General features: G+C 66.9%; 19 protein-coding genes, 1 tRNA gene and 1 pseudogene. 15 read left to right on the top strand and 6 right to left on the bottom strand.

Going from position 1 to position 21,285, the window contains the following annotated elements; genetic code table 11:
- The 3 genes from LJ754_RS08935 to LJ754_RS08925 all read left to right on the top strand — a co-directional run bounded on the left by LJ754_RS08935 (window position 1) and on the right by LJ754_RS08925 (window position 3,641).
- Window positions 1-1,341 carry a 3-oxoacyl-ACP reductase gene (locus LJ754_RS08935; protein ID WP_227926292.1) on the top strand — a complete coding sequence of 447 codons (1,341 nt, stop codon included), beginning with the start codon at window positions 1-3 and terminating at the stop codon, window positions 1,339-1,341.
- Window positions 1,338-2,279, top strand: a complete 942-nt coding sequence (locus tag LJ754_RS08930; RefSeq protein WP_227926291.1) for a MaoC family dehydratase — start codon at window positions 1,338-1,340, stop codon at window positions 2,277-2,279. The genes LJ754_RS08935 and LJ754_RS08930 overlap by 4 nt, the downstream gene beginning before the upstream one ends.
- Before the next feature lie 144 nt (window positions 2,280-2,423).
- A complete protein-coding gene (locus tag LJ754_RS08925) occupies window positions 2,424-3,641 on the top strand; it encodes a kynureninase (protein WP_227926290.1) in 1,218 nt (405 codons plus the stop codon).
- A 1-nt stretch (window position 3,642) separates the two neighbouring features.
- Here the strand turns inward: LJ754_RS08925 and LJ754_RS08920 are convergent, their stop codons facing one another.
- The 4 genes from LJ754_RS08920 to LJ754_RS08905 form a co-directional block, all read right to left on the bottom strand.
- Window positions 3,643-4,038 (bottom strand): universal stress protein, encoded by a 396-nt coding sequence (locus LJ754_RS08920; RefSeq protein ID WP_227911375.1) that lies wholly within the window; start codon window positions 4,036-4,038, stop codon window positions 3,643-3,645.
- Between the two features lie 52 nt (window positions 4,039-4,090).
- Window positions 4,091-5,494: an APC family permease gene (locus LJ754_RS08915; protein WP_227926289.1), complete on the bottom strand. Its 1,404-nt coding sequence runs from the start codon at window positions 5,492-5,494 to the stop codon at window positions 4,091-4,093.
- 99 nt (window positions 5,495-5,593) lie between these two features.
- Window positions 5,594-6,892 carry a hemolysin family protein gene (locus LJ754_RS08910; protein ID WP_227926288.1) on the bottom strand — a complete coding sequence of 433 codons (1,299 nt, stop codon included), beginning with the start codon at window positions 6,890-6,892 and terminating at the stop codon, window positions 5,594-5,596.
- Between the two features lie 205 nt (window positions 6,893-7,097).
- A tRNA-Leu gene (locus LJ754_RS08905) sits at window positions 7,098-7,180 on the bottom strand.
- Window positions 7,181-7,373: 193 nt separating this feature from the next.
- Here LJ754_RS08905 and LJ754_RS08900 point away from each other — a divergent pair.
- Both LJ754_RS08900 and LJ754_RS08895 read left to right on the top strand, forming a co-directional pair.
- On the top strand, window positions 7,374-8,738 hold the full coding sequence (locus LJ754_RS08900) for a M20/M25/M40 family metallo-hydrolase (RefSeq protein ID WP_227926287.1): 1,365 nt from the start codon (window positions 7,374-7,376) through the stop codon (window positions 8,736-8,738).
- A gap of 36 nt (window positions 8,739-8,774) precedes the next feature.
- Window positions 8,775-9,923, top strand: a complete 1,149-nt coding sequence (locus LJ754_RS08895) for an acyl-CoA dehydrogenase family protein (RefSeq protein WP_227926286.1) — start codon at window positions 8,775-8,777, stop codon at window positions 9,921-9,923.
- Window positions 9,924-9,926: 3 nt separating this feature from the next.
- On the opposite strand, the gene LJ754_RS08890 is transcribed toward LJ754_RS08895, so the two are convergent.
- Window positions 9,927-10,160, bottom strand: a complete 234-nt coding sequence (locus tag LJ754_RS08890) for a DUF5703 family protein (protein WP_227911380.1) — start codon at window positions 10,158-10,160, stop codon at window positions 9,927-9,929.
- A 41-nt stretch (window positions 10,161-10,201) separates the two neighbouring features.
- On the opposite strand from LJ754_RS08890, the gene LJ754_RS08885 reads away from it, so the two are divergent.
- The 3 genes from LJ754_RS08885 (at window position 10,202) to mshC (ending at window position 12,736) form a co-directional block, all read left to right on the top strand.
- Window positions 10,202-10,519 carry a hypothetical protein gene (locus tag LJ754_RS08885; protein WP_227911381.1) on the top strand — a complete coding sequence of 106 codons (318 nt, stop codon included), beginning with the start codon at window positions 10,202-10,204 and terminating at the stop codon, window positions 10,517-10,519.
- 49 nt (window positions 10,520-10,568) lie between these two features.
- Window positions 10,569-11,393 carry an undecaprenyl-diphosphate phosphatase gene (locus tag LJ754_RS08880; RefSeq protein WP_227911382.1) on the top strand — a complete coding sequence of 275 codons (825 nt, stop codon included), beginning with the start codon at window positions 10,569-10,571 and terminating at the stop codon, window positions 11,391-11,393.
- A gap of 62 nt (window positions 11,394-11,455) precedes the next feature.
- The gene (mshC, locus tag LJ754_RS08875) at window positions 11,456-12,736 is read left to right on the top strand and encodes a cysteine--1-D-myo-inosityl 2-amino-2-deoxy-alpha-D-glucopyranoside ligase (protein ID WP_227926285.1); all 1,281 of its coding nucleotides are present in this window, start codon (window positions 11,456-11,458) and stop codon (window positions 12,734-12,736) included.
- Between the two features lie 6 nt (window positions 12,737-12,742).
- Here mshC and LJ754_RS08870 read toward each other — a convergent pair whose 3' ends face one another.
- The gene (locus LJ754_RS08870; protein ID WP_227911585.1) at window positions 12,743-13,594 is read right to left on the bottom strand and encodes a PAC2 family protein; all 852 of its coding nucleotides are present in this window, start codon (window positions 13,592-13,594) and stop codon (window positions 12,743-12,745) included.
- A 136-nt stretch (window positions 13,595-13,730) separates the two neighbouring features.
- Between LJ754_RS08870 and LJ754_RS08865 the strand changes: the two genes are divergently transcribed.
- The 7 genes and pseudogenes from LJ754_RS08865 to prcB all read left to right on the top strand — a co-directional run bounded on the left by LJ754_RS08865 (window position 13,731) and on the right by prcB (window position 21,284).
- Window positions 13,731-14,459, top strand: a complete 729-nt coding sequence (locus LJ754_RS08865; RefSeq protein ID WP_227926284.1) for an HAD family hydrolase — start codon at window positions 13,731-13,733, stop codon at window positions 14,457-14,459.
- Window positions 14,456-15,610: a site-2 protease family protein gene (locus tag LJ754_RS08860; protein WP_227926283.1), complete on the top strand. Its 1,155-nt coding sequence runs from the start codon at window positions 14,456-14,458 to the stop codon at window positions 15,608-15,610. Before LJ754_RS08865 ends, LJ754_RS08860 begins: the two co-directional genes overlap by 4 nt.
- Before the next feature lie 81 nt (window positions 15,611-15,691).
- Entirely contained in the window at window positions 15,692-16,747 is a 1,056-nt protein-coding gene (locus tag LJ754_RS08855; protein WP_227926282.1) for a tRNA (adenine-N1)-methyltransferase, read from the top strand.
- Between the two features lie 169 nt (window positions 16,748-16,916).
- Window positions 16,917-18,608, top strand: a pseudogene (arc, locus tag LJ754_RS08850) (proteasome ATPase); the annotation flags it as partial.
- 14 nt (window positions 18,609-18,622) lie between these two features.
- Window positions 18,623-20,218 carry a depupylase/deamidase Dop gene (gene dop, locus LJ754_RS08845; protein ID WP_227926592.1) on the top strand — a complete coding sequence of 532 codons (1,596 nt, stop codon included), beginning with the start codon at window positions 18,623-18,625 and terminating at the stop codon, window positions 20,216-20,218.
- A 40-nt stretch (window positions 20,219-20,258) separates the two neighbouring features.
- Window positions 20,259-20,456 carry a ubiquitin-like protein Pup gene (locus LJ754_RS08840; protein WP_227911388.1) on the top strand — a complete coding sequence of 66 codons (198 nt, stop codon included), beginning with the start codon at window positions 20,259-20,261 and terminating at the stop codon, window positions 20,454-20,456.
- Window positions 20,457-20,459: 3 nt separating this feature from the next.
- Window positions 20,460-21,284, top strand: coding sequence for a proteasome subunit beta (gene prcB, locus LJ754_RS08835; protein ID WP_227911389.1), 825 nt, complete (start codon window positions 20,460-20,462; stop codon window positions 21,282-21,284).
- The last annotated feature ends 1 nt before the right edge of the window (window position 21,285 follow it).

The raw sequence follows: 21,285 nt of genomic DNA, 5'->3' as shown, positions 1-21,285 counted from the left end.
ATGACTGATACCTACCTCAAGCTGGTCAATACCGGCTTCACCAAAGACCTGTCCAAGAAGCTCGGCCTGCCCCGGCCGGCCATCCTGCGCCGCTTCGACCCGGCCAAGCCGCTGGTACCGGGGCCGGTGCTGGTGCTCGGCAAGGGCGAAACCGCGGATGACCTCTCACAGCTGCTGCTTGCCTGGGACCAGGACGTACGCCGGCATGCCACTCCGAAGGAAAAGCTCGGCGCCATCCTGATTGTCCTGGATGATGCCGCCGATCCCACCGATTTGGCCGAACCCACACTGGCGGCAGGCGCCGCCCTGCGCGACCTCGCCCCGGGCGGACGGGTGCTCACAGTGTCCCGGCCCGCAGCAGAAGCGCAGGATCCGGCCGCCGCCGCCGCCCGCCAGGGCATTGACGGTACGTTGCGTTCCATCGCGCATGAACTGCGCGGCGGCGCCACCGCCAACGGCATCGTGCTCGCCAACGGCGTGCAGGCGTCGGCCCCCTCAGTGGCCGCTGCCCTGCGTTTCCTCCTCTCGGGCAAAAGCGCCTACGTCAGCGGCCAGTTCATCACCGTCGGCTCCGACGCAGGCTCGCTGCCGGCGGATTGGAACGCACCCCTGGCCGGCAAGGTGGCCGTGGTAACCGGTGCCGCCCGCGGCATCGGCGCAGCCATTGCCAAGGTGCTGCACCGCGACGGCGCCACCGTGATTGTGGTGGACGTGCCGGCCGCCGGCGAACAGCTGGCCAAGGTTGCCAACGAAATCGGCGGCACCGCGCTGCAGGTGGACATCACCCGCGATGACGCGGCAGAGCGCATCCTTACCCATGCCGTCGAGCGCTACGGGCACCTGGACATCGTGATCCACAACGCCGGGATCACCCGCGACAAGCTGCTGGCCAACATGGACGAAGCCCGCTGGGGTTCGGTCATCGCCGTCAATATTGCCTCCCAGCTGCGCATGAACCAGGCCTTCCTGGCCTCCAGCGGCTTCAGCCCCGAGGGCCGGATCGTGTCGCTGGCTTCCACCAGCGGTATTGCCGGCAACCGCGGCCAGACGAACTACGCCGCTTCCAAGGGCGGCGTCATCGGCATGGTCCGGGCCACCGCACCCCTGCTGGCTCCGCGCGGCGGGTCCATCAATGCCGTCGCTCCGGGGTTTATCGAAACGGACATGACTGCTGCTATTCCGGCCCTGACCAGGCAGGTGGCACGCCGCCTGTCCAGCCTGCAGCAGGGCGGCCTGCCGGTGGATGTGGCCGAAACCATTTCCTTCCTGGCTTCGGACTCCGCGGCCGGGGTCAACGGCCAGGTAGTTCGGGTATGCGGGCAGAACATGGTGGGCGCATGAGCTTCACCCAGCTGCGTGAAATCCCGGCCCTCGGCAAGCTTTATGCCGGCGCACTGGGCAGTGCCGCCAAGGCCAGGATGTCCTCCGCTAAAGGCAGCACGACGCTGCCGGCGGACCGGCACGTGGTGTCCGGCGCCGCCGTCGACCTGGCCAAGCTGACCGACTTCCAGCGCCTGGTCCTGCACAGTGCCACGGATTACCTGCCCACCGGTTACGTGCACACCTTCGCGTTCCCGGTGGCCATGAGCCTCATGGCGCGCGATGACTTTCCGCTGCCCCTGCTGGGCATGGTGCACCTGCGCAACGTGGTCCAGCATTACCGTCCAATCCACTACAGCGAGCCGCTGACAGTCACCGCCTGGGCAGAGAACCTGGGCGGACACCGGTCCGGCACCTCTGTGGAGCTGGTAGCCGAGGTTACGGGGGCGGACGCCGAAGTGCTGTGGCGCGGGCGTTCCACCTACTTGGCGAAGGGTGTTTTCCTTCCCAAGACGGACCGGCCCGGCGAGTCCGCGGCACGGCCCGAGTTCGTTCCGCCGCTGCCTACCGCCATGTGGCGGCTGGGTGCCGACGCCGGCCGCAACTATGCCCGCGTTTCCGGGGACTTCAACCCGATCCACCTGAGCCGCCTGTCCGCCAAGGCGCTGGGCATGAAGCGGTCCCTGGCCCACGGCATGTACCTGGCCTCGCGGGTGGTTTCCGATGCGGTGCAGACTCAGGAGGGCCCCTTCGAGTGGACCATCGACTTTGAGTCCCCGGTGTTCCTGCCGGCCACTGTTGCAGTGTCGATCCACGACGACGACGCGGGCAGCAGCTGGGCCGGTTCCACCTTCACGGGCTGGAATCCGCGCTCGATGCGCCGGCACTTCGCCGGCACCGTCCGTCCGCTGGAGGCAGCCGCCCCCGGGGACGGGTTCGCTGCCGCCACCCGGGCCTGATTGGCCGGGCCTGGCTTCCCCAGGCTCCGCAGTACTTCCCAGCAGCACCCCGGGCCCCGTCGGCCTCCGCAGCAGCGGAGCTCGGCGGGGCCCGTCCCGTCCCGCCGCCAATCCGGCACTTCCCCAACTGCTAAGGTTCCTCCCATGATTGATGCCGCCTCCCTGTTGGTTACCGCCAAGGAACTGGATGCCGCGGATCCCCTCGCGGGTTACCGGGACCGCTTCCTTCCGGCCGGGGAGGTGAGCGCGTATCTTGACGGCAACTCCCTGGGCCGGCCGCTCCGGGCGACCGCCGAACACCTGCAGGACTTTGTCACCGGACAGTGGGCCCAGCGGCTGATCCGCGGCTGGGACGAGGAGTGGCTGGAGCTTCCCGGGCGGATTGGCGACGAACTGGGGGCGGTGGCGCTGGGTGCGGCACCGGGCCAGTGCATCGTGGCGGATTCCACCACCGTGCTGCTGTACAAGCTGGCCCGGGCGGCCGTCGCCGCCCGGCCGGGCCGAACCGAGATCCTGCTCGATGCCGACAACTTCCCTACGGACCGGTACGTACTGGAGGGGGTTGCCCGCGAGTGCGGGCTGACCCTGCGCTGGGTGCGCGCGGATTACGACGGCGGAGTCAGCGCCGAAGCCGTGGCCGAGGCCGTGGGCCCGCATACCGCGCTGGCCGTCTTCAGCCACGTCGCCTACCGCTCCGGCTACCTCGCCGATGCCGCAGCCATTTCCGCGCTGGTGCACGACGCCGGCGGGCTGGTGCTGTGGGACCTGTGCCACTCCGCCGGCGCGGTCCCTGCCGAACTGGACGCGTGGGGTGTGGATTACGCCGTCGGCTGCAGCTACAAGTACCTCAACGGCGGCCCGGGCGCACCTGCCTGGGGTTACGTCGCCGCCCGCCACCAGGCGGAGTTCACCCAGCCCATCCAGGGCTGGCTCGGCTCCGAGGACCCGTTCGGGATGGCGCCGGGGTACGTCCCGGCAAGCGGCATCCGGCGCCTGGTCTCCGGCACCCCGCCCATTCTGGGCATGCTTGCCATGCAGGACATGGTGGCCCTGATCCGCGAGGCCGGCATGGAAGCCGTCCGGGCAAAGTCGCAGGCGCTGACCGAATACGCCGTTGCCGCTGTGGACGCGCTGCTGGCACCGCGCGGCGTCGTGCTGGCCTCGCCGCGCGATCCGGAACGCCGCGGCAGCCACATCACCATTGACCATCCCGCGTTCAAGGCGGTCACCGCCGCCCTGTGGGAGCAGGGGGTCATTCCGGACTACCGCAATCCCGACGGCATCCGCATCGGCCTGTCTCCGCTGTCCACGTCCTTCGCGGAGACCTTCACCGGAATCGAAGCGGTGCTGGCCAGGCTGTAGCTCACGCCTGCCCGGCCTTCACCGCCAGGACCGGGCAGTCCGCTTCAAGGAGCACCCGCTGGGCCGTACTGCCGAGGAACAGTTTCCCCACCGGTGTCCGGTGCCGGATGCCCAGCACCACAAGCTGGGCGCCATGGCCCTCGGCGGCCTTCAGGATCTCTTCCGACGCGTCAAAGTCACCCACCGGATGCAGCAGGGTATGCGGCAGCCGGCTTTCCTGCAGGACCGTGGCCAGCTCCTGCAGGTAGCCGGGGGATTCGCCCGGGTCCCGGGCCCCGCGGGTGCTCTCCACGTTCACCACTACCAGCCCCATGGCCAGTTCCCGGGCTGCCCGCACCCCGGCACGCAGTGCTGTTTCCCCCTCCGGTGTGGGTACATATCCGACGACGACGGTCATGGTCTCCTTCTTCCTGGCGGTTCTTCGCCGGCCGCGTGCCGCCGGCGAAGCATCAACTGAGCTGGGACGGGTCGCTGAAGCGGGTTTTGCGGGCCTTGACGGTGCGGTTCCAGAACCAGGTCAGAACCCAAAGGACCAGGCCCAGAAGCAGCAGGATGCCCGCGATGCGGTACTCCACGGCATCCTGGGCCCACGGACCCACCAGGAAGGCACAGGTGATGGCACCGATGAAGGGCATCACGGTGGGGGAGCGGAAGTGCGGCCGGTCAATCGGCGTACGGCGCAGCACGATGCAGGCGATGTTCACCACCGTGAAGACACCCAGCAGGAGCAGGGCGGTGGTCCCGCCAAGCGCAGTGACCGTTCCCTTGCCCATGAAGTTGGTGACCACAATGATCAGCCCCACTGCGATCGCCGTCGTAAACACAATCGCCGCCCACGGGGTCCGCCGTCCCGGCAGCACCAGCGACAGCCCGCGCGGCAGGACGTCCTGCCGGGCCATGCCGTACAGCAGGCGGCTGGCCATCAGCATGTTGATCAGGGCGGTGTTGGCCACGGCGAAGATGGACAGGAACGGGTAGACCGCGTCGACGGGCAGGTTGGGGGCGCCGGCGCGCACCACTTCGAGCAGCGGCGTGGCACTTTCGGACAGCTGTCCCACCGGCACCACGGCCACGGCTGCGATGGACACCAACAGGTAGACGGAGACGGTGATGCTCAGGCCGGTCAGCATTACTTTAGGGAAGATCCGTACGGGGTCATGGGTTTCCTCGGCCATGTTCACTGAGTCCTCGAACCCGACCATGGAGAAAAACGCCAGCGAGGTTGCGCCGGTGAGGGCCAGGAAAACACTTTTGCCCGCTTCGGTTTCAAACACGACCACCCGGGAGAAGTCGGCGTTTCCCTGCCCCATGGCCCAGAACCCGATCAGGATGACAATCAGCAGGCCGGTCAGCTCGATGGCAGTCAGCACAATGTTGAACTTCACGCTTTCGGCCGCACCCCGGAGGTTGACGGCCGCCAGCAGCAGCATGAAGATCACCGCCACCCAGGTGACGCCGGCCTGCCCCCAGCCCAGATGGAACCCCACCATGAAGTTTTCAGCCAGGAACTTGGAAGCGGTCGAGGCCGAGGTGATCCCGGAACAGAGGACCGCGAAGGTCACGAGGAACGTCAGGAAATGCACGCCGAAGGCTTTATGCGTGTACAGGGCGGCTCCGGCGGCCTGCGGATACTTGGTGACCAGTTCCAGATAGGACAGGGCGGTAATGGTGGCCACCGCGAAGGCCAGCAGGATGGGCGCCCACGCCGCGCCCCCGATTTCCCCGGCCACCTGGCCGGTCAGGGCATAAACGCCAGTGCCGAGGATGTCGCCCACAATGAACAGCAGCAGCAGTTTCGTGCCCATGACCCGTTTGAGTTCGGTCCGGTCCGTTTCAGACTTGATATCGGCCATGTCTGCCCTCCCGGACAATCGGTCCAAACCACGTTGCTCGGTATTGTGCGCGGTGGCACCCGGTAAAGGCAACGGGGGGCGCCGTTCAGTGGACGCCGGTCAGTGGGCGGCTTCGGGAATTACCCGCACCGCACCAATCCGCCGCCTGCGCACGCCCAGTACCTCCAACCGGCAGCCGGGCCCTTGGACAGTGTCGCCGGGGCGGGCCATCCGGCCCAGTTGTTCGAGGATGTAGCCGGCAAGTGTCTCGTACTGTCCCTCCGGCAGGGCGACGCCGGTGAGCCGCTCGAACTCCTGGAGGATCAGCGCGCCGTCCACCACCAGCTGGCCCTTCTCGCGCCGGTAACGGTCCTCCGGGTCCCGGCCGGTGTCGTATTCGTCGTAGATTTCGCCCACGAGTTCCTCGATCAGGTCCTCCAAGGTGATGATCCCGTCCGTACCGCCGTATTCGTCTGCCACAACGGCTATGTGGCTGTTTTCCCGCCGCATCCGGGTCAGGGAGGGCAGCACCGTGGCCGTGCCGGGTACAAACAGGATGGGCCGCAGGATCTGCGCCACGGTGCGCACGTCCCGTTCCGGGTCCTGCGGATCCGGCATCAGGTCACGGACGTGGATGAACCCGGCGACGTCGTCCACGGACCCGCTGATGACCGGGTACCTCGAGTACGGCAGTTCGCGCACCTCTTCCCGGGCCTGCTCCAGCGACAGATCCGACCGGAGGAAAACCACTTCGGTGCGCGGACGCATCACTTCCTGCACCAACCGCGTACCGGCTCCGAACACATCGGACAGGATCCGCCTGCTGTCCTCGGCAAGCATGGGACTGGCTGCCACCATGTCCCAAAGTTCCTGGCTGCTCACCGGTACCGTCTTCACGTTGGGGTTGCCGCCCAGCAGGCGCACCACCGTATCGGTGGAGACCGAGAGGAACCGGATTACCGGGCGCATCAGCACCGCGAACAGGTTCAGTGCGGGCGAAAGGATCCTGGCGAACCGTACCGCGTTCTGCATGGCCAGGCGCTTGGGTACCAGTTCCGAAAGCACCAGGGACAGGTAGGCCACGAACAGGGTCAGCACAATAAAGGCCGTAGTGTCAGCTGCCGCCTCGGACAGTCCCCACCGGCGCAGCAGCGGCACCACCGCCGGTGCCAGGGCGGAAGCGCCGTAGGCCGCTGAGAAGAAACCGGTGAGCGTCACGCCTATCTGGATGGCGGAGAGGAAAAGATTCGGGTTGCGGGCCAGACGCGCGGTGCGCGCCCCCTGCCGGCCACTGCGTTCAATGCCGCTGATCTGGCTTTCCCGAAGGGACACCAGGGCCATTTCAGCACCCGCAAAAACTCCGCCCAGCAGGATGAAGAACACAACCAGCAGGAGATTGAAAACCGCGCCGCCGTCCATGGCATCGAGGGTACCGGTGCGTTCATCCGGGCAACACGCCCCGCAGCGGCCCTGCGATGATTGACCCGCAAACGGGACGGATACTGTTCCGCACCCGGCACCTAGCATCTAAGCCGTTCGTCCAGTGGTGCCGAACATCACATCAACGTGCTTTTCGCGGCCAACAAAAAACCCCCGGAATCGAAAGATTCCGGGGGTTTGTCTGTGCGCGGAGGGGGACTTGAACCCCCACCCTCGTTAGAGGACTAGCACCTCAAGCTAGCGCGTCTGCCATTCCGCCACCCGCGCTTGGGTGATCTCCACAGGTTCCAGTGTTGTTCAAAACCTGTGGAAGCAACGGGAAAAACTCTAACACGGTTTCGCACCGAACAACGAATCGACCCAAGCCGCAGGCAGGTTGGGCATCGCCGGAAGGCGAAATGCGGCGCACCTCACGCCCTCTCTGGCTAAGCTGGCAGCACAGCATACCGAAGGGGACACCATGCCTGAAGACGCCCGCTCCAATTCCTCCGCCGGGGACGACTCCCGTGCAGTCCGGCCCGGCGCAGCAGTAAGCGCCGAAGACGAGGTGGCCCGGATCTGCCGGGAGCTGATCCGGTTCGACACCTCCAACTTCGGCGACAACTCCGGACCGGGGGAGCGCGCCGCGGCTGAATACACGGCCGGGCTGATCGAGGAAGCCGGGCTCTCGGCGGATCTCTTTGAGTCCGCGCCCGGCCGCGCGTCGGTGGTGACCCGGATGGCGGGCAGTGATTCATCCCTGCCCGCCCTGGTGGTGCACGGGCACCTGGATGTGGTGCCGGCACAGAAACAGGATTGGAGCGTGGACCCGTTCAGCGGCGAAGAGCGCGACGGGTTGATCTGGGGCCGCGGTGCCGTGGACATGAAGGACATGGACGCCATGATCCTGTCCGTGATGCGTTCCATGGCAGCCACGGGCACCAAGCCCCGCCGGGACATTGTTTTCGCGTTCTTCGCTGACGAGGAAGCCGGCGGTGACTACGGAGCACGCTGGGCTGTGGAACACCGGCCGGAACTGTTCGACGGCGCCACGGAGGCTATCTCCGAGGTGGGCGGCTTCTCGGCCACCATCGGCGGCCGGCGGACCTATCTGCTGCAGACGGCGGAGAAGGGCATCTCCTGGCTCCGGCTGGTGGCCCACGGGCGCGCCGGGCACGGCTCCCAGATCAACACCGACAACGCCGTGACGCGGCTGGCGCGCGCCGTCGCCAATATCGGCAGCCACCCCTGGCCCATTGAGCTGACGGACACCACGCGGGCCTTCCTTGACGGTGTGACGGAACTGACCGGCGTCGAATTCGATCCGGACAACCCGGACCGCATCCTGGCCGAACTGGGCACCGTGGCGCGTTTTGTGGGTGCCACCCTGCAGAACACCTCCAACCCCACCGTGCTGAAGGCCGGTTACAAGCACAACGTCATTCCCGGGACTGCCGAGGCGCTGATTGATGCGCGCACATTGCCCGGGCAGGAGGAACAGGTGCTGGCCACCATCCGGGAACTGGCCGGCGACGGCATTGACATCAGCTATGAGCACCAGGACGTGTCCCTGGAGGTGCCGTTCAAGGGCAACCTGGTGGACTCCATGGTCGGTGCGCTGCAGGCCGAGGATCCCGGCGCGCCCGTGCTTCCCTACACACTCTCGGGCGGCACGGACAATAAGTCCCTCAGCCGGCTGGGCATCACGGGCTACGGTTTCGCCCCGCTCCGCCTGCCCGAGGACCTGGATTTCACCGGCATGTTCCACGGCGTGGACGAGCGGGTGCCGGTGGATTCACTCAAGTTCGGCACCCGGGTCCTGTCGCGGCTGCTCACAAGTTACTGACCGCACCCGGTTACTGACCCAGCAAGGAGAACCCCCGTGCCCGCCACCGACATCCTCACCCCGGATCTGCTTGAGCGCCTGCGGTCCCGCGCCGCAGGCTACGACGAAACCAACAGCTTCTTCACCGAAGACCTGGAAGAGCTGCGGGCAGCAGGGTATCTCGCCCTGTTCACGCCGGTAGCCGAGGGCGGGGCGGGACTGGGCATTCCCGACGTCGTTGCGAGCCAGCGCCTGCTGGCGGCAGCAGCCCCGGCCACCGCGCTGGCCGTGAACATGCACCAGGTCTGGTGCGGAGTAGCCCACTTGCTGGCCCGGCAGGGCGATGACTCCCTGGCCTTTGTCCTGAAGGAAGCGGCAGCGGGGGAGCTGTTTGCCTTCGGCGTCTCCGAGCCCGGCAATCCCGCCGTGCTCTTTGACTCCCACACAGCGGCACGGCCCACGGGGGACGGCGGCTACGCCTTCACGGGCACCAAGATCTTCACCAGCCTTTCCCCGGCGTGGACCCGGCTGGGCATCTTCGGGAAGGACACCTCCGCCCCGGAAGACCCGCGGCTGGTTTTCGGCTTCGCGGACCGGGGGACCGCAGGAATCACCCTCGCCGATGACTGGAACACCATGGGCATGCGGGCCAGCCAGTCCTGCACCACACGGTTGGATGACGCGGTGGTACCGGCAGCCCGGATGGTCCGCACGACGCCGGTGGGCCCGCACCGCGACGCGTTCGTCTTCGGCATCTTCAGCCTTTTCGAGACGCTGCTGTCCGCGGTCTACACGGGGATCGGGGACCGCGCCGTGCAGCTGGCCGCTGACGCAGCCCGTGGCCGCCGCTCACCGGACGGCGTTCCGGCGTCGGCTGATCCGGATACCCGGTGGAAGGTTGCCGACGCCGCGTTGCGGATGGACGGCGCAGGCTTGGAGCTGGACGCCCTCTCCCGGGACCTGGAAGAGGGCACGGACCACGGCAGCTACTGGTTCCCGCTGCTCTCGGGCCTGAAGTACCGCAGCACCGAAACCGCCCGCGGCGTCGTTGAAACCGCCATGCGGGTGGCGGGGGGCCGGAGCTACTCCCGGGGACAGGAGCTGGAGCGCTTGTACCGGGATGTACTGGCGGGCATGTTCCATCCCTCGAGCGAGGACTCGGTGCATGCCTCCGTGGCTAATGCCGTCCTGGGCCCGGTGGAGTAGGCCCTAGGCGGTCCGCTGGACTCGCAGGATTCTTCGGCGCAGCCAGAACCGCCGTCCGCCGCCGCTGTAGATCCGGCTGCGGTGCAGTTCCCACTTGCCGTACTCGGCGTGTTCAATCAGGCGGCGCCGGGCTTCGGGCAGGGATTCGGTGGGCTCAACAGAGACCACCAGGTATTCATAGTCCCGGGTGTTTTCGCGCCGACGGGAGACATCTGGTGCAAGAATTTGTTCGCGCATTTCCCTCCAATTTTGCCTACTTTACCGCTAACGTCTAGGGAATGAGCATAGATCCGCGCATCGCGCTCCAGTCCCTGGTCACGGCCTTCGAGGAGCACCTTGCGGCGGCTGCCAGCCGCCGCGGCGAAAAGGATCCCGTCGTCGAGAGCGCGTACCTCGCGATCGCCGATGCCTTCGAAGTCTACGAGGAAGTGCTCTATGACGCCTACGGGGAGGTCACCCCGCTGGAAATCTACGAAGACGACGAAGACGACTACGAGGCCCTCGAGGACGACACGGACCCGATAACCCCGGACGGGATTCCCGGGGATGACGGGAATGAAAACGGCAATCCGCTGGGGCGCCCGGCCAGCCGCTGACCGCACCGCAGTGCCCGGGAGACGCCCTCCGGTGCCATAGAGTCTTAGTGTGAATTGGTTTGAAGCGATCTTCCTGGGCCTGGTCCAGGGCCTGACAGAGTTCCTGCCCATCTCCTCCAGCGCGCACCTGCGCATTGTGGGGGAACTGCTGCCCGGTGCCGGGGATCCGGGGGCGGCGTTCACCGCCATCACCCAGCTGGGCACCGAGACGGCCGTGGCCGTGTACTTCTGGAAGGACATAGTCCGGATCATCAAGTCCTGGTTCGGTTCCCTCACGGGCAGGGTGCCCCGCAGCGATCCCGATGCGCGCATGGGCTGGCTCATCATTATCGGCACCATCCCGATCGTGGTGCTGGGCCTGCTTTTCCAGGACCAGATCGAAAGCACGTTCCGGAGCCTGTGGCTTGTGGCCACCATGCTCATTGTCTTCGGCATCATCCTGGCCATCGCCGACGCCGTCGGACGCCAGCAGCGTTCCCTGGACCAGCTCAGCTACAAGCACGGCATCCTCTACGGGTTCGCCCAGGCGCTGGCCCTGATTCCCGGCGTCTCCCGCTCCGGCGGAACCATCACGGCGGGGCTGCTGATGGGTTACACCCGCGAAGCCGCGGCCCGCTACGCCTTCCTCCTGGCCATTCCCGCCGTCTTCGGCAGCGGACTGTTCCAGCTGGTAAAGGCGCTGGATGAGCCGATGCCGTACTCGGCGGCCCAGACCGGCGCTGCCACCGTTGTCGCTTTCGTTGTGGGATTCGTCATCATCGGCTGGTTCCTTCGCTACGTCTCGACCCGCAGCTACAGTCTTTTCGTCTGGTACCGCATCCTGCTGGGCGTGCTGATCTACCTGCTTCTCGGCTTCGGCTTTATTGCCGCCTGACGGCCGCCCGGCCGGTCCGGGACCGTCAGCGGCCGGAGGCCGCGCCCAGTAGAGTTGATAGCGTGATTGCCTGGAAATCCCCCTCCCTGCCCACTCTGCCCGGTACGTCGACCAACGTCCGCCTCTACGACACCGCCGCGCAGGCGCCGGTGACCGTGCAGCCGGATTCAGACGCGAGCATGTACGTCTGCGGGATCACCCCCTACGATGCGACCCATATGGGCCATGCCTCCACCTACGTTGCGTTCGACCTGCTGAACCGCCAGTGGCGCGACGCCGGATACACCGTCCGGTACGTACAGAACGTCACCGACGTCGACGATCCGCTGCTGGAACGCGCCAACGCCACCGGTGCCGACTGGCGCAAGCTGGCCCAGGAACAGACCCAGCTCTTCCGTGATGACATGGAGGCCCTGAACGTTTTGGCCCCGGACCACTACATTGGTGCCGTCGAGGCCGTGGAGTGGATTGTTCCGGTGGTGGAGGACCTGATGGACCGCGGCCTGGCCTACCGGGTTCCCGGAACCGCGGGGGAGCCCGACGGCGATCTGTACTTCGACGTCGACGCCGCCTCCCGGCTCGCCCCGGAAGACCCCGATGCGTGGTGGCTTGGCCAGGTCTCGCACCTGAACCGCGAAGCCATGCTTCCGGTGTTCGCCGAACGCGGCGGAGATCCGGACCGTCCGGGCAAGCGCAACGCCCTGGATCCGCTGCTGTGGCGCCAGGCCCGGACCGGGGAACCGTCCTGGGACGGCGGGCGGCTGGGCCAGGGCCGGCCCGGCTGGCACATTGAGTGTTCGGTCATTGCCCAGCGGTTCCTGCCCCGCCCCTTCACGGTTCAGGCCGGCGGCTCGGACCTGGTGTTCCCGCACCACGAAATGAGTGCCGGGCACGCCTACGCGAGTGCCGGAACCCCGCTGGCCTCCCACTATGCGCACGCGGGCATGGTGGGCCTGGATGGCGAGAAAATGAGCAAGTCCCTGGGCAACCTGGTCCTGGTTTCGCGTCTGCGCGCCGAGGGGGTGGAACCGGCTGCCATCCGCCTGGTCCTGCTCTCCCACCACTACCGCACCGACTGGTTCTGGACCGAAGATCAGCTGCGGTCGGCGGAGGAACGCCTCAGCCGCTGGCGGCACGCACTGGAGTTCACGGACGAGAGCGCGGCCGAAGGCCTGCTCGCACGGATCCGCGAAGCACTGGCCGATGACCTTAATGCCCCTGCCGCACTCCAGGCCGCCGATGCCTGGGCCGCGGCGGCACTGGCCACCGTCCCTGCGGGGACACCGGCCGGGGGAGAGCTGGTCTCCGCCGCACTGGATGCCCTGCTGGGCATCCGCCTCTAGCGCAGGTCAGTCCCGGCGGCGCCGCTTCAGGTAACGCTCGAACTCGCGGGCAATGGATTCACCGCTGGCCTCGGGGAGCTCGGCGGTGTCCTTGGCCTCTTCCAGCTGGCGGACGTAGGCGGCCACTTCGGGGTCCTCGGTGGCCAGCTCGTCCACCCCGCGTTCCCACGCCTCGGCCTCTTCGGTGATCAGGCGGGTGTCCAGGGGAACCTGCAGGAGCTCTTCGATCCGGTTGAGCAGTGCCAGCTGCGCCTTGGGCGAGGGCGCCTGCCCCACATAGTGGGGCACGGCCGCCCACAGCGAGACGGAGGGAATGTCCGCGAGGTTTGCCATCTCCGAGACCACGCCCACGATGCCGATGGGTCCCTCATAGGCGGACTCCTCCAGGCTCAGGCTTTCCTGCAGGTCCGGTTCCTCGCAGGTGGCCGTAACCGGGATAGGACGCGAGTGCGGCACATCGGCCAGCAGTGCGCCGGCAAGCACTATGCAGTCCACGTCCAGTTCCTTGGCCAGGGCAATAAGTTCGGCGGTGTAGGCCCGCCACTTATAGGAGGGTTCCACCCCGGTCACGAAGATGACGTCAAGGTTGCTGTCCGGGACCTCGGCACGGGAGATCCGGGTGGTCGGCCACTTGATCCGGTGACCGCCGGAGGCCGTTCGCTTGATGGCCGGCCGGGTGAACTGGAAGTCGTAGTACTCATCGGCGTCGATACTGGCAATTTTTTCGCTGTCCCAGTGCCGGTGGAGGAATTTCAGCGCGTCCGAGGCAGCTTCACCTGCATCGTTCCAGCCCTCGAACGCCGCCAGCATCACGGTGACGCGTTCGGGGGAAGTCTCATCGCCAAAAAAGTCCTGCAGCCCGGTTGCCGGGAAGCCGTCGGTAGTGCTCACACAATCACACTATGCCCCGTTTCACCCTGTGTCAGGACCGGGTCAGGGCGCTTCGCGCAGAGCAAAAGAAACGCCGGTCCGCGCCGCCCCTTAGACTTAGGGCATGCCCACACTTCCCGCAGGCCATTCCGCCCGCAGCCATGCCGCCCCGACCCTGCAGGCCGTGTTCTGGGATATGGACGGCACCCTCGTTGACACAGAGCCCTACTGGATCGCCGCCGAAAAAGACCTCACGGCCGCTTACGGCATCGAGTGGACCGAAGCGCAGGCGGAGGCAATGGTGGGCCAGGCCCTTGAATTCTCAGCCGGAATGCTCCGCAACGCCGGCGTGCCCCTGGCTGTGCGGGAGATCATCGACCGGCTGATCGGGCAGGTCACCGAGCAGGTCCGCCTCGCTGTACCCTGGCGGCCCGGCGCGCGTGAGCTGCTGGCAGAACTGCGCCAGGCGGATATTCCCTGCGCCATGGTGACCATGTCCGAACCCGTCCTGGCCCGGGAAATTGTCCGGGCCCTGCCGGCAGGCACCTTCGATGTGGTGGTCACCGGAGACATGGTCAGCGCAGGCAAGCCGGACCCCGCGCCCTACCAGCTGGCCTTCGACACCATGGCGGCAGCCCTTCCCGGACTGGAGAAAACCGGCATCGTGGCCGTCGAAGACTCCCTGCCCGGTGCCGCCTCCGCACAGGCGGCCGGACTTCCCACACTGGGAGTACCCAACTTCGTACCGCTGCCGGCAGGGACCGTCCGGCACGAATGGGACACCCTGGCCGGGCGCGGCATCCGCGACCTGCTGCTCCTGCTTTCGGGTCCCGTTCCGGAGCCCGCCAGGTGAGCAGCAGCGGGCCCGGCGGCACCGCCCGCCGGGAAGGCATCGCGCTGGGCAGCATTGCCGGGGTGCCGATCATCCTGGCCTATTCCTGGTTCCTGGTTGCCGCGCTTATTGTGGCCGTGTTCGGGCCCCAGGTGCGGCAGTTCTTCCCGAACCTCGGGGCCGGCGCCTACGCTGTTGCCTTTGGCTACGCCATCCTGCTCCTGCTGTCGGTACTCGCGCATGAGGTTGCCCACGCACTCATTGCGCGTGCCTACCGCTGGCCCACCACGAAGATCGTCTTGACCCTGTGGGGCGGACACACCCAGTTCGGTGACCTTCGCTCCACACCGGGCAGGTCCCTGCTGGTGGCGCTGGCCGGACCGGCTGCGAATTTCCTGCTGGCCCTGGCCGGCTACGGGGTACTGAGGATCCTTCCCTCCGGCACGGTGGGCTGGCTGGTCGCAGCCGTTTTCACCTACGCCAACCTCCTCGTGGCCGTTTTCAACGTCCTTCCGGGCCTGCCGCTGGACGGCGGCCGGATTGTGGAAAGCGCCGTCTGGAAAGCCACCGGCTCGCAGGAACGGGGCACCATTGCGGCAGGCTGGGCCGGCCGGATCATTGTTGTCCTGATCCTGGGGCTGCTGTTCATTCCGCCCTATGTGCGCGGCGATACGCCCACCCTCAGCCTGGTCCTGGTGGCTGCCCTGCTCTCAGGCTTCCTGTGGATGGGGGCGGGAGCGGCCATCACCAATGCCCGGCTGCGCCTGCGCCTGCCCCGGGTTGCTGCCTCCGCGCTGATGGAACCTGCGGTCTCCCTGCCCGCCGGTTCTACGGCGGCTGCCGCCCGGCATCTGGCCGAACAGCACCCGGGAACCGCCGTGGTGGTCACCGCCGCCACCGGCCAGCCCGAAGCGGTGGTGGACCGGGATGCCCTGGCCTCCGTTCCCCCCGGCACGGCAGAACAGATACCCGTGCAGTCCGTGGCCCGCCCGCTGGCGCCCGGCGCTTATGTGCCCGAAGCCGCGGCCGGCCAGGAACTCGTCTCCTACCTGGCCAAACTGCAGGGAAGCGAATACGCGGTCATTGACAGTGACGGCGCCGTCACGGGCCTGCTGCGCCAGGCCGCCGTCGTCACCGCCGTGACCGGCAAACCCGCCCGCCCGCCCCGCTAGGGCCGGCCGCCACACACCTCCTTACGGGCCCGGCACCGCCGTTGCCCGTTACATACCCGCAAGAGAACCAAAGGAAGATCCATGAACTCCGATAACCAGGAGCAGGCCCCCGGCGCTGCACCCCACGGCGCCGATATCCGCAGGGGACCGCTGAAGCCCGGGGAACGGGTCCAGCTCACCGACGAAAAGGGCCGGCGCAACACCATCACCCTCACCGAAGGCGGCGCCTTCCACACCCACCGCGGGTACCTTCAGCACGACACCCTGATCGGGCTGCCCGAAGGTTCCGTAGTATCCAACACCGCCGGCCACCAGTACCAGGTCCTGCGCCCGCTGCTCTCGGACTTCGTACTGTCCATGCCCCGCGGTGCCGCAGTGGTCTATCCCAAGGACGCCGCGCAGATCGTCACCATGGCGGACATCTACCCCGGTGCACGGGTAGTCGAAGCCGGCGTTGGATCCGGTGCGCTGAGCATCTCGCTGCTGCGCGCCGTAGGCGACAACGGCAGCCTGCACTCGTTCGAGCGCCGGGAGGAGTTCGCGCAGATCGCACGCGGCAACGTGGAAACCTTCTTCGGAGGCCCGCACCCGGCCTGGAACATCACCCTGGGGGATTTCCAGGACGAAGTGGTCAAGGCCGAAGAGCCGGGCAGCGTGGACCGCGTGGTCCTGGACATGCTCGCCCCGTGGGAGTGCACCGACGCCGTCGCCACTGTCCTGGCCCCGGGCGGGGTGTGGATCTCCTACGTTGCCACGGTCACCCAGCTCTCCCGCACGGCGGAGGCCATCCGCGCCGACGGCCGCTTCACCGAGCCGGACGGCTGGGAGTCCATGGTCCGCGGCTGGCACCTTGAAGGCCTCGCAGTCCGCCCGGACCACCGGATGGTGGCCCACACGGGCTTCCTGCTGACCGCCCGCCGGCTGGCCGAAGGCGCCACCGGACTGGTGGCCAAGCGCCGCGCGTCCAAGACCAATTTCAGCGAAGAGGACCTCAACGCGTGGACACCCGCAGCAGTGGGGGAACGCGAAGTATCAGCCCACAAGCTGCGCCGGGCGGCCAAGGACGCGAGCTCCACAGTGCAGCGCGGAGCCCTCGAAAACGCCGAAAAGTTCCAGCAGGAGACCGACACCCCTTAACGGGTAGCCGGCGAAACACAAGACGCCGGACCCCGTGTATCTCACGCAGCGCTGGGTTACTGTCGAAGGACAGACCCAGAGCTATGTGAAGGCGGTCGGTACCATGGCTGAACCCGAAAACGTCGCACCCGGGACCGGGGAATCCCACACTGTTCCGGCTTCTGCCGGAACAGCGGCCGAAGCACGCCAGTTGAATGTGCTCCGGGATAAACTCCGGAACCTGGACCGGCAGCTTGCTGCCCTGACGCACAACAACGCGCGGCTCGTAGCCATGCTTGAAACCGCAAAATCCGAAATCATCCGGTTGAAGGATGCACTGGAGAATGAGGGCGCCACACCGTTCAGCTTCGGCACCGTGATCGGAGTGAACCAGCGCCGGGACGCCGAGCCGGGAGTGACCACCACGGCATCGGTGCAGGAAAGCCTGGACATCATCCAGTCCGGGCGAAAGCTGAGGGTGGCGGTTTCACCGCTCCTGGACCTGGGACAAATCGTCCCGGGCCAGGAGGTGCTGCTTAACGAGTCCCTCACCGTCATCGCGGCGCTCGGTTTTGAACGGGCAGGCGAACTGTTCACGGTCAAGGAACTGCTGGACCCGGACCGGGTCCTGGTCATCGGACGCGCCGACGACGAACGGGTGGTCCGGCTCAACGGCCCCCTCAGCAGGGACAAGGTGCGGGTGGGGGACGCGCTGACCGTGGATACCCGCATCGGCTACGCGCTGGAGAAAATTCCGCGCAGCGAAGTGGAGAACCTGGTCCTGGAGGAAGTTCCGGATATCTCCTACGCCGATATCGGCGGGCTGGGCCCGCAGATCGAACAGATCCGCGACGCCGTGGAGCTGCCGTTCATGCATCCGGACCTCTACCGCGAGCACGGGCTGAAACCGCCCAAGGGGATCCTGCTTTACGGCCCTCCGGGGTGCGGCAAAACGCTCATCGCGAAGGCCGTGGCCCACGCCCTGGCCGCCCGTGTCATGGAACAGAACGGGACACTGGGCGCCCGCAGCTACTTCCTGAACATCAAGGGCCCGGAACTGCTGGACAAGTATGTGGGGGAGACCGAGCGGCACATCCGGCTGATTTTCGGCCGCGCCCGGGAGAAGGCTTCGGACGGCAGCCCCGTGGTGGTCTTCTTCGACGAAATGGACTCCCTCTTCCGCACGCGCGGCACCGGGGTGTCCTCCGACGTCGAGACCACCATTGTTCCGCAGCTGCTCAGCGAGATCGACGGCGTGGAGAAGCTGGAGAACGTCATAGTGATCGGTGCCTCCAACCGGGAGGACATGATCGATCCGGCCATCCTGCGGCCGGGCCGGCTGGACGTCAAAATCAAGATCCAGCGTCCCGACGCCGAAGGCGCCGCAGAAATCTTCGGCAAGTACCTCACACCGGACCTTCCGCTGCACCGGGAAGACCTCGCGGAGCACGGCTACGACCCGGTGGCAACAGTCGGGGAAATGGTCCGGCGCACCGTGGAAAAAATGTACGCCGAGGACAAGGCAAACGAGTACCTGGAGGTCACCTACGCAAACGGCGACACCGAGATGCTCTACTTCAAGGATTTCAACTCCGGCGCCGTCATCCAGAACGTCGTGGACCGGGCGAAGAAGTACGCCATCAAGGACCTGCTTCAGCTGCACCAGCGGGGCCTGCGCATTGAGCACCTGATGCGCGCCGTGGTGGACGAGTTCCGCGAGCACGAGGACATGCCCAACACCACCAACCCGGACGACTGGGCACGGATTTCGGGGAAGAAGGGCGAGCGCATCACCTACATCCGCACCATTGTCCAGGGCAAGGCCGGCCAGGAACCCGGCCGGACCATCGAAACCGCGGCCAACCCGGGACAGTATCTGTGACCGTCCGCAGGGTGATGGGGACGGAGACCGAGTACGGCGTGCTCGCTCCGTCCCTGCCCTCCGCCAATGCCACCGTCCTGTCCAGCCAGATCGTCAACGCCTACGCGGCCACGCTGCGCTCCGGGGCGGGCAACCTTTCCGGCACACGGTGGGACTATACCGACGAGGCGCCGCTGAACGACGCCCGGGGTTTCGCCGTGCCCCGGGCGGCCGCGGACCCGACCCAACTGACGGACGAACCGCCCGTACTGGACGCCGAACAGATTGCCATGGAAGGCGGGGGACCGGCGGCGCTGTATGGCGAGCAGACCACTGACAACCCGGTGCTGATGAACATGGTGCTCGGCAACGGGGCGCGGCTGTACGTGGACCATGCCCATCCCGAGTACTCCTCTCCGGAAGTCACGCGCCCCCGCGATGCGGTGCTGTGGGACAAGGCCGGCGACGCCGTGGTGCTGGCGGCCATGCGGCACATTGGCCGGATGCCCGGGTTCGCGCCGGTTCACCTGTACAAGAACAACACCGACAACAAGGGGGTGTCCTACGGTTCCCACGAGAACTACCTGGTGCCCCGGAGCGTTCCCTTCGGTGCCCTGGTCCGCGGCCTGGTGCCGTTCTTCGTCTCGCGCCAGGTGATTGCCGGTTCCGGGCGGGTGGGCATCGGCACCAACAACCAGCGCCAGGGCTTCCAGCTCAGCCAGCGGGCGGATTTCTTCGAAACGGAGGTGGGGCTGGAAACCACCATCCGGCGTCCCATCATCAACACCCGTGACGAGCCGCATGCCGTGGCGGAGAAATACCGGCGCCTGCACGTGATAATCGGGGACGCGAACCTCAGCGAGGTGTCCGCGCTGCTGAAGACCGGCACCACGTCCCTGGTGCTGTCCATGATCGAGGCCGGTACCGCCCCGGACCTCGAACTGCGGGACCCGGTGGGCTCGCTGCAGGCCATCAGCCATGATCCGGCCTTGGAACAGCTGGTGGAGCTGAAGGACGGGCGTATGGTCACCGGGCTGGACCTCCAGGAGATCTACTTCGAAGCTGCCGCGGAGCATGCCCGCGCCACCGGCGGAACCGATGCCGACACCGAGGACATCCTGGCCCGCTGGTCCGCCCTGCTGGGAACACTGAAGCGGGACCCCCTGGAGGCGTCCGCTTCAGTGGACTGGGCAGCCAAGCTCAAACTGCTGCAGGCCTACCGGGACCGCGACGGTTTGTCCTGGTCCGATGCACGGCTGCACCTGGTGGACCTGCAGTACGCGGACATGCGGCCGGAAAAGGGACTGTACTACCGGCTGGCAGCCCGCGGGCAGATGGAGCGGATCCTGACGGATGCGGAAATTGCCCGTGCCGTCACCCACCCGCCGGAAGATACCCGCGCGTATTTCCGCGGGAACTGCCTGACCCGGTTCCCCCGGGAAGTCATCGGTGCGAGCTGGGACTCGATCATCTTCGAGCTGCCCTCCCGGCGGCGGCTGCAGCGCATCCCTACCCGCGAACCGCTGCGCGGTACCCGCGAGCTTACGGAGGAACTGTTCCGCGCTTCGGCCGATGCCGAGGATTTTGTGGCCAGACTCCTGACCGGTTCAGAGGGCACCGTGGCACCATAGGACTAGGATTCAACCCCCGGGCAAGAAAGGGCTAAGCATCATGGCAACCCAGGACCGCAAAAACACCGGAACGCATCCCGTAGAAGAAGAAACCGAAACCGCCCCGCCGCCTGCCGCCGAAGCGGAAGCATCCGCCGAAACCGAAGGCGTGGACGATCTGCTGGACGAAATCGACGGCGTGCTGGAGAGCAACGCCGAAGAGTTTGTCCGCGGCTTCATCCAGAAGGGCGGTCAGTGACGGATGGCCCCCCGGGACCCCGCCGCCGCCATCGACACCGCCGCCTCCGCATCGTTCACCGACCATCTGGAACGCCACAACCCCGGCCTGCTGCCCTCCGCCCGGTCCCTGGGGCCCTCATCGCAGGGTTCCGCGGCTTCGCTGGCGCCGCAGGCCACCACCATCGTCTCGCTCACCTACGCCGGCGGGGTGCTGATGGCCGGAGACCGGCGGGCCACCATGGGCAACATGATCGCCTCCCGGCACATCAAGAAGGTCTTTCCCGCGGACAACTACTCGGTGCTGGGCATCGCCGGCACCGCGGGGCTGGCCCTGGATATGATCCGGCTGTTCCAGGTGGAACTGGAGCACTACGAAAAGATCGAGGGCACGCCCATGAGCCTGGACGGAAAGTCCAACCGGCTCGCTGCCATGGTCCGTTCGAACCTGCCGCTGGCCCTGCAGGGGCTCGCAGTGGTTCCGCTGTTCGCCGGGTACGACACCCAGCGCCGGGCGGGCCGGCTGTTCTCCTACGACGTCACCGGCGGCCGGTACGAGGAATATGAGCACCACAGCGTGGGCTCCGGTTCGGTCTTTGCCCGCGGCGCCCTGAAAAAACTGTGGCAGCCGAACCTGGACGAAGAGTCGGCGGTGGCCGTGGCGGTGGAGTCCCTTTACGACGCCGCCGATGACGACTCTGCCACCGGCGGACCGGACATGGTGCGCCGGCTGTGGCCGGTGGTCTACGTGGTCAACAGCGCCGGCAATCGGGAAATCCCCGAGCGGGAACTGCAGGAACTTGCCCGTGAGCTCGTTCAACGGCGCTCCGCCGCCGGGCTGGAGGCGTAGC

Source organism: Arthrobacter sp. zg-Y40, from assembly GCF_020731535.1.
GTDB lineage: Bacteria > Actinomycetota > Actinomycetes > Actinomycetales > Micrococcaceae > Arthrobacter_B.
This window is presented reverse-complemented; position numbering and strand designations above follow the sequence as displayed.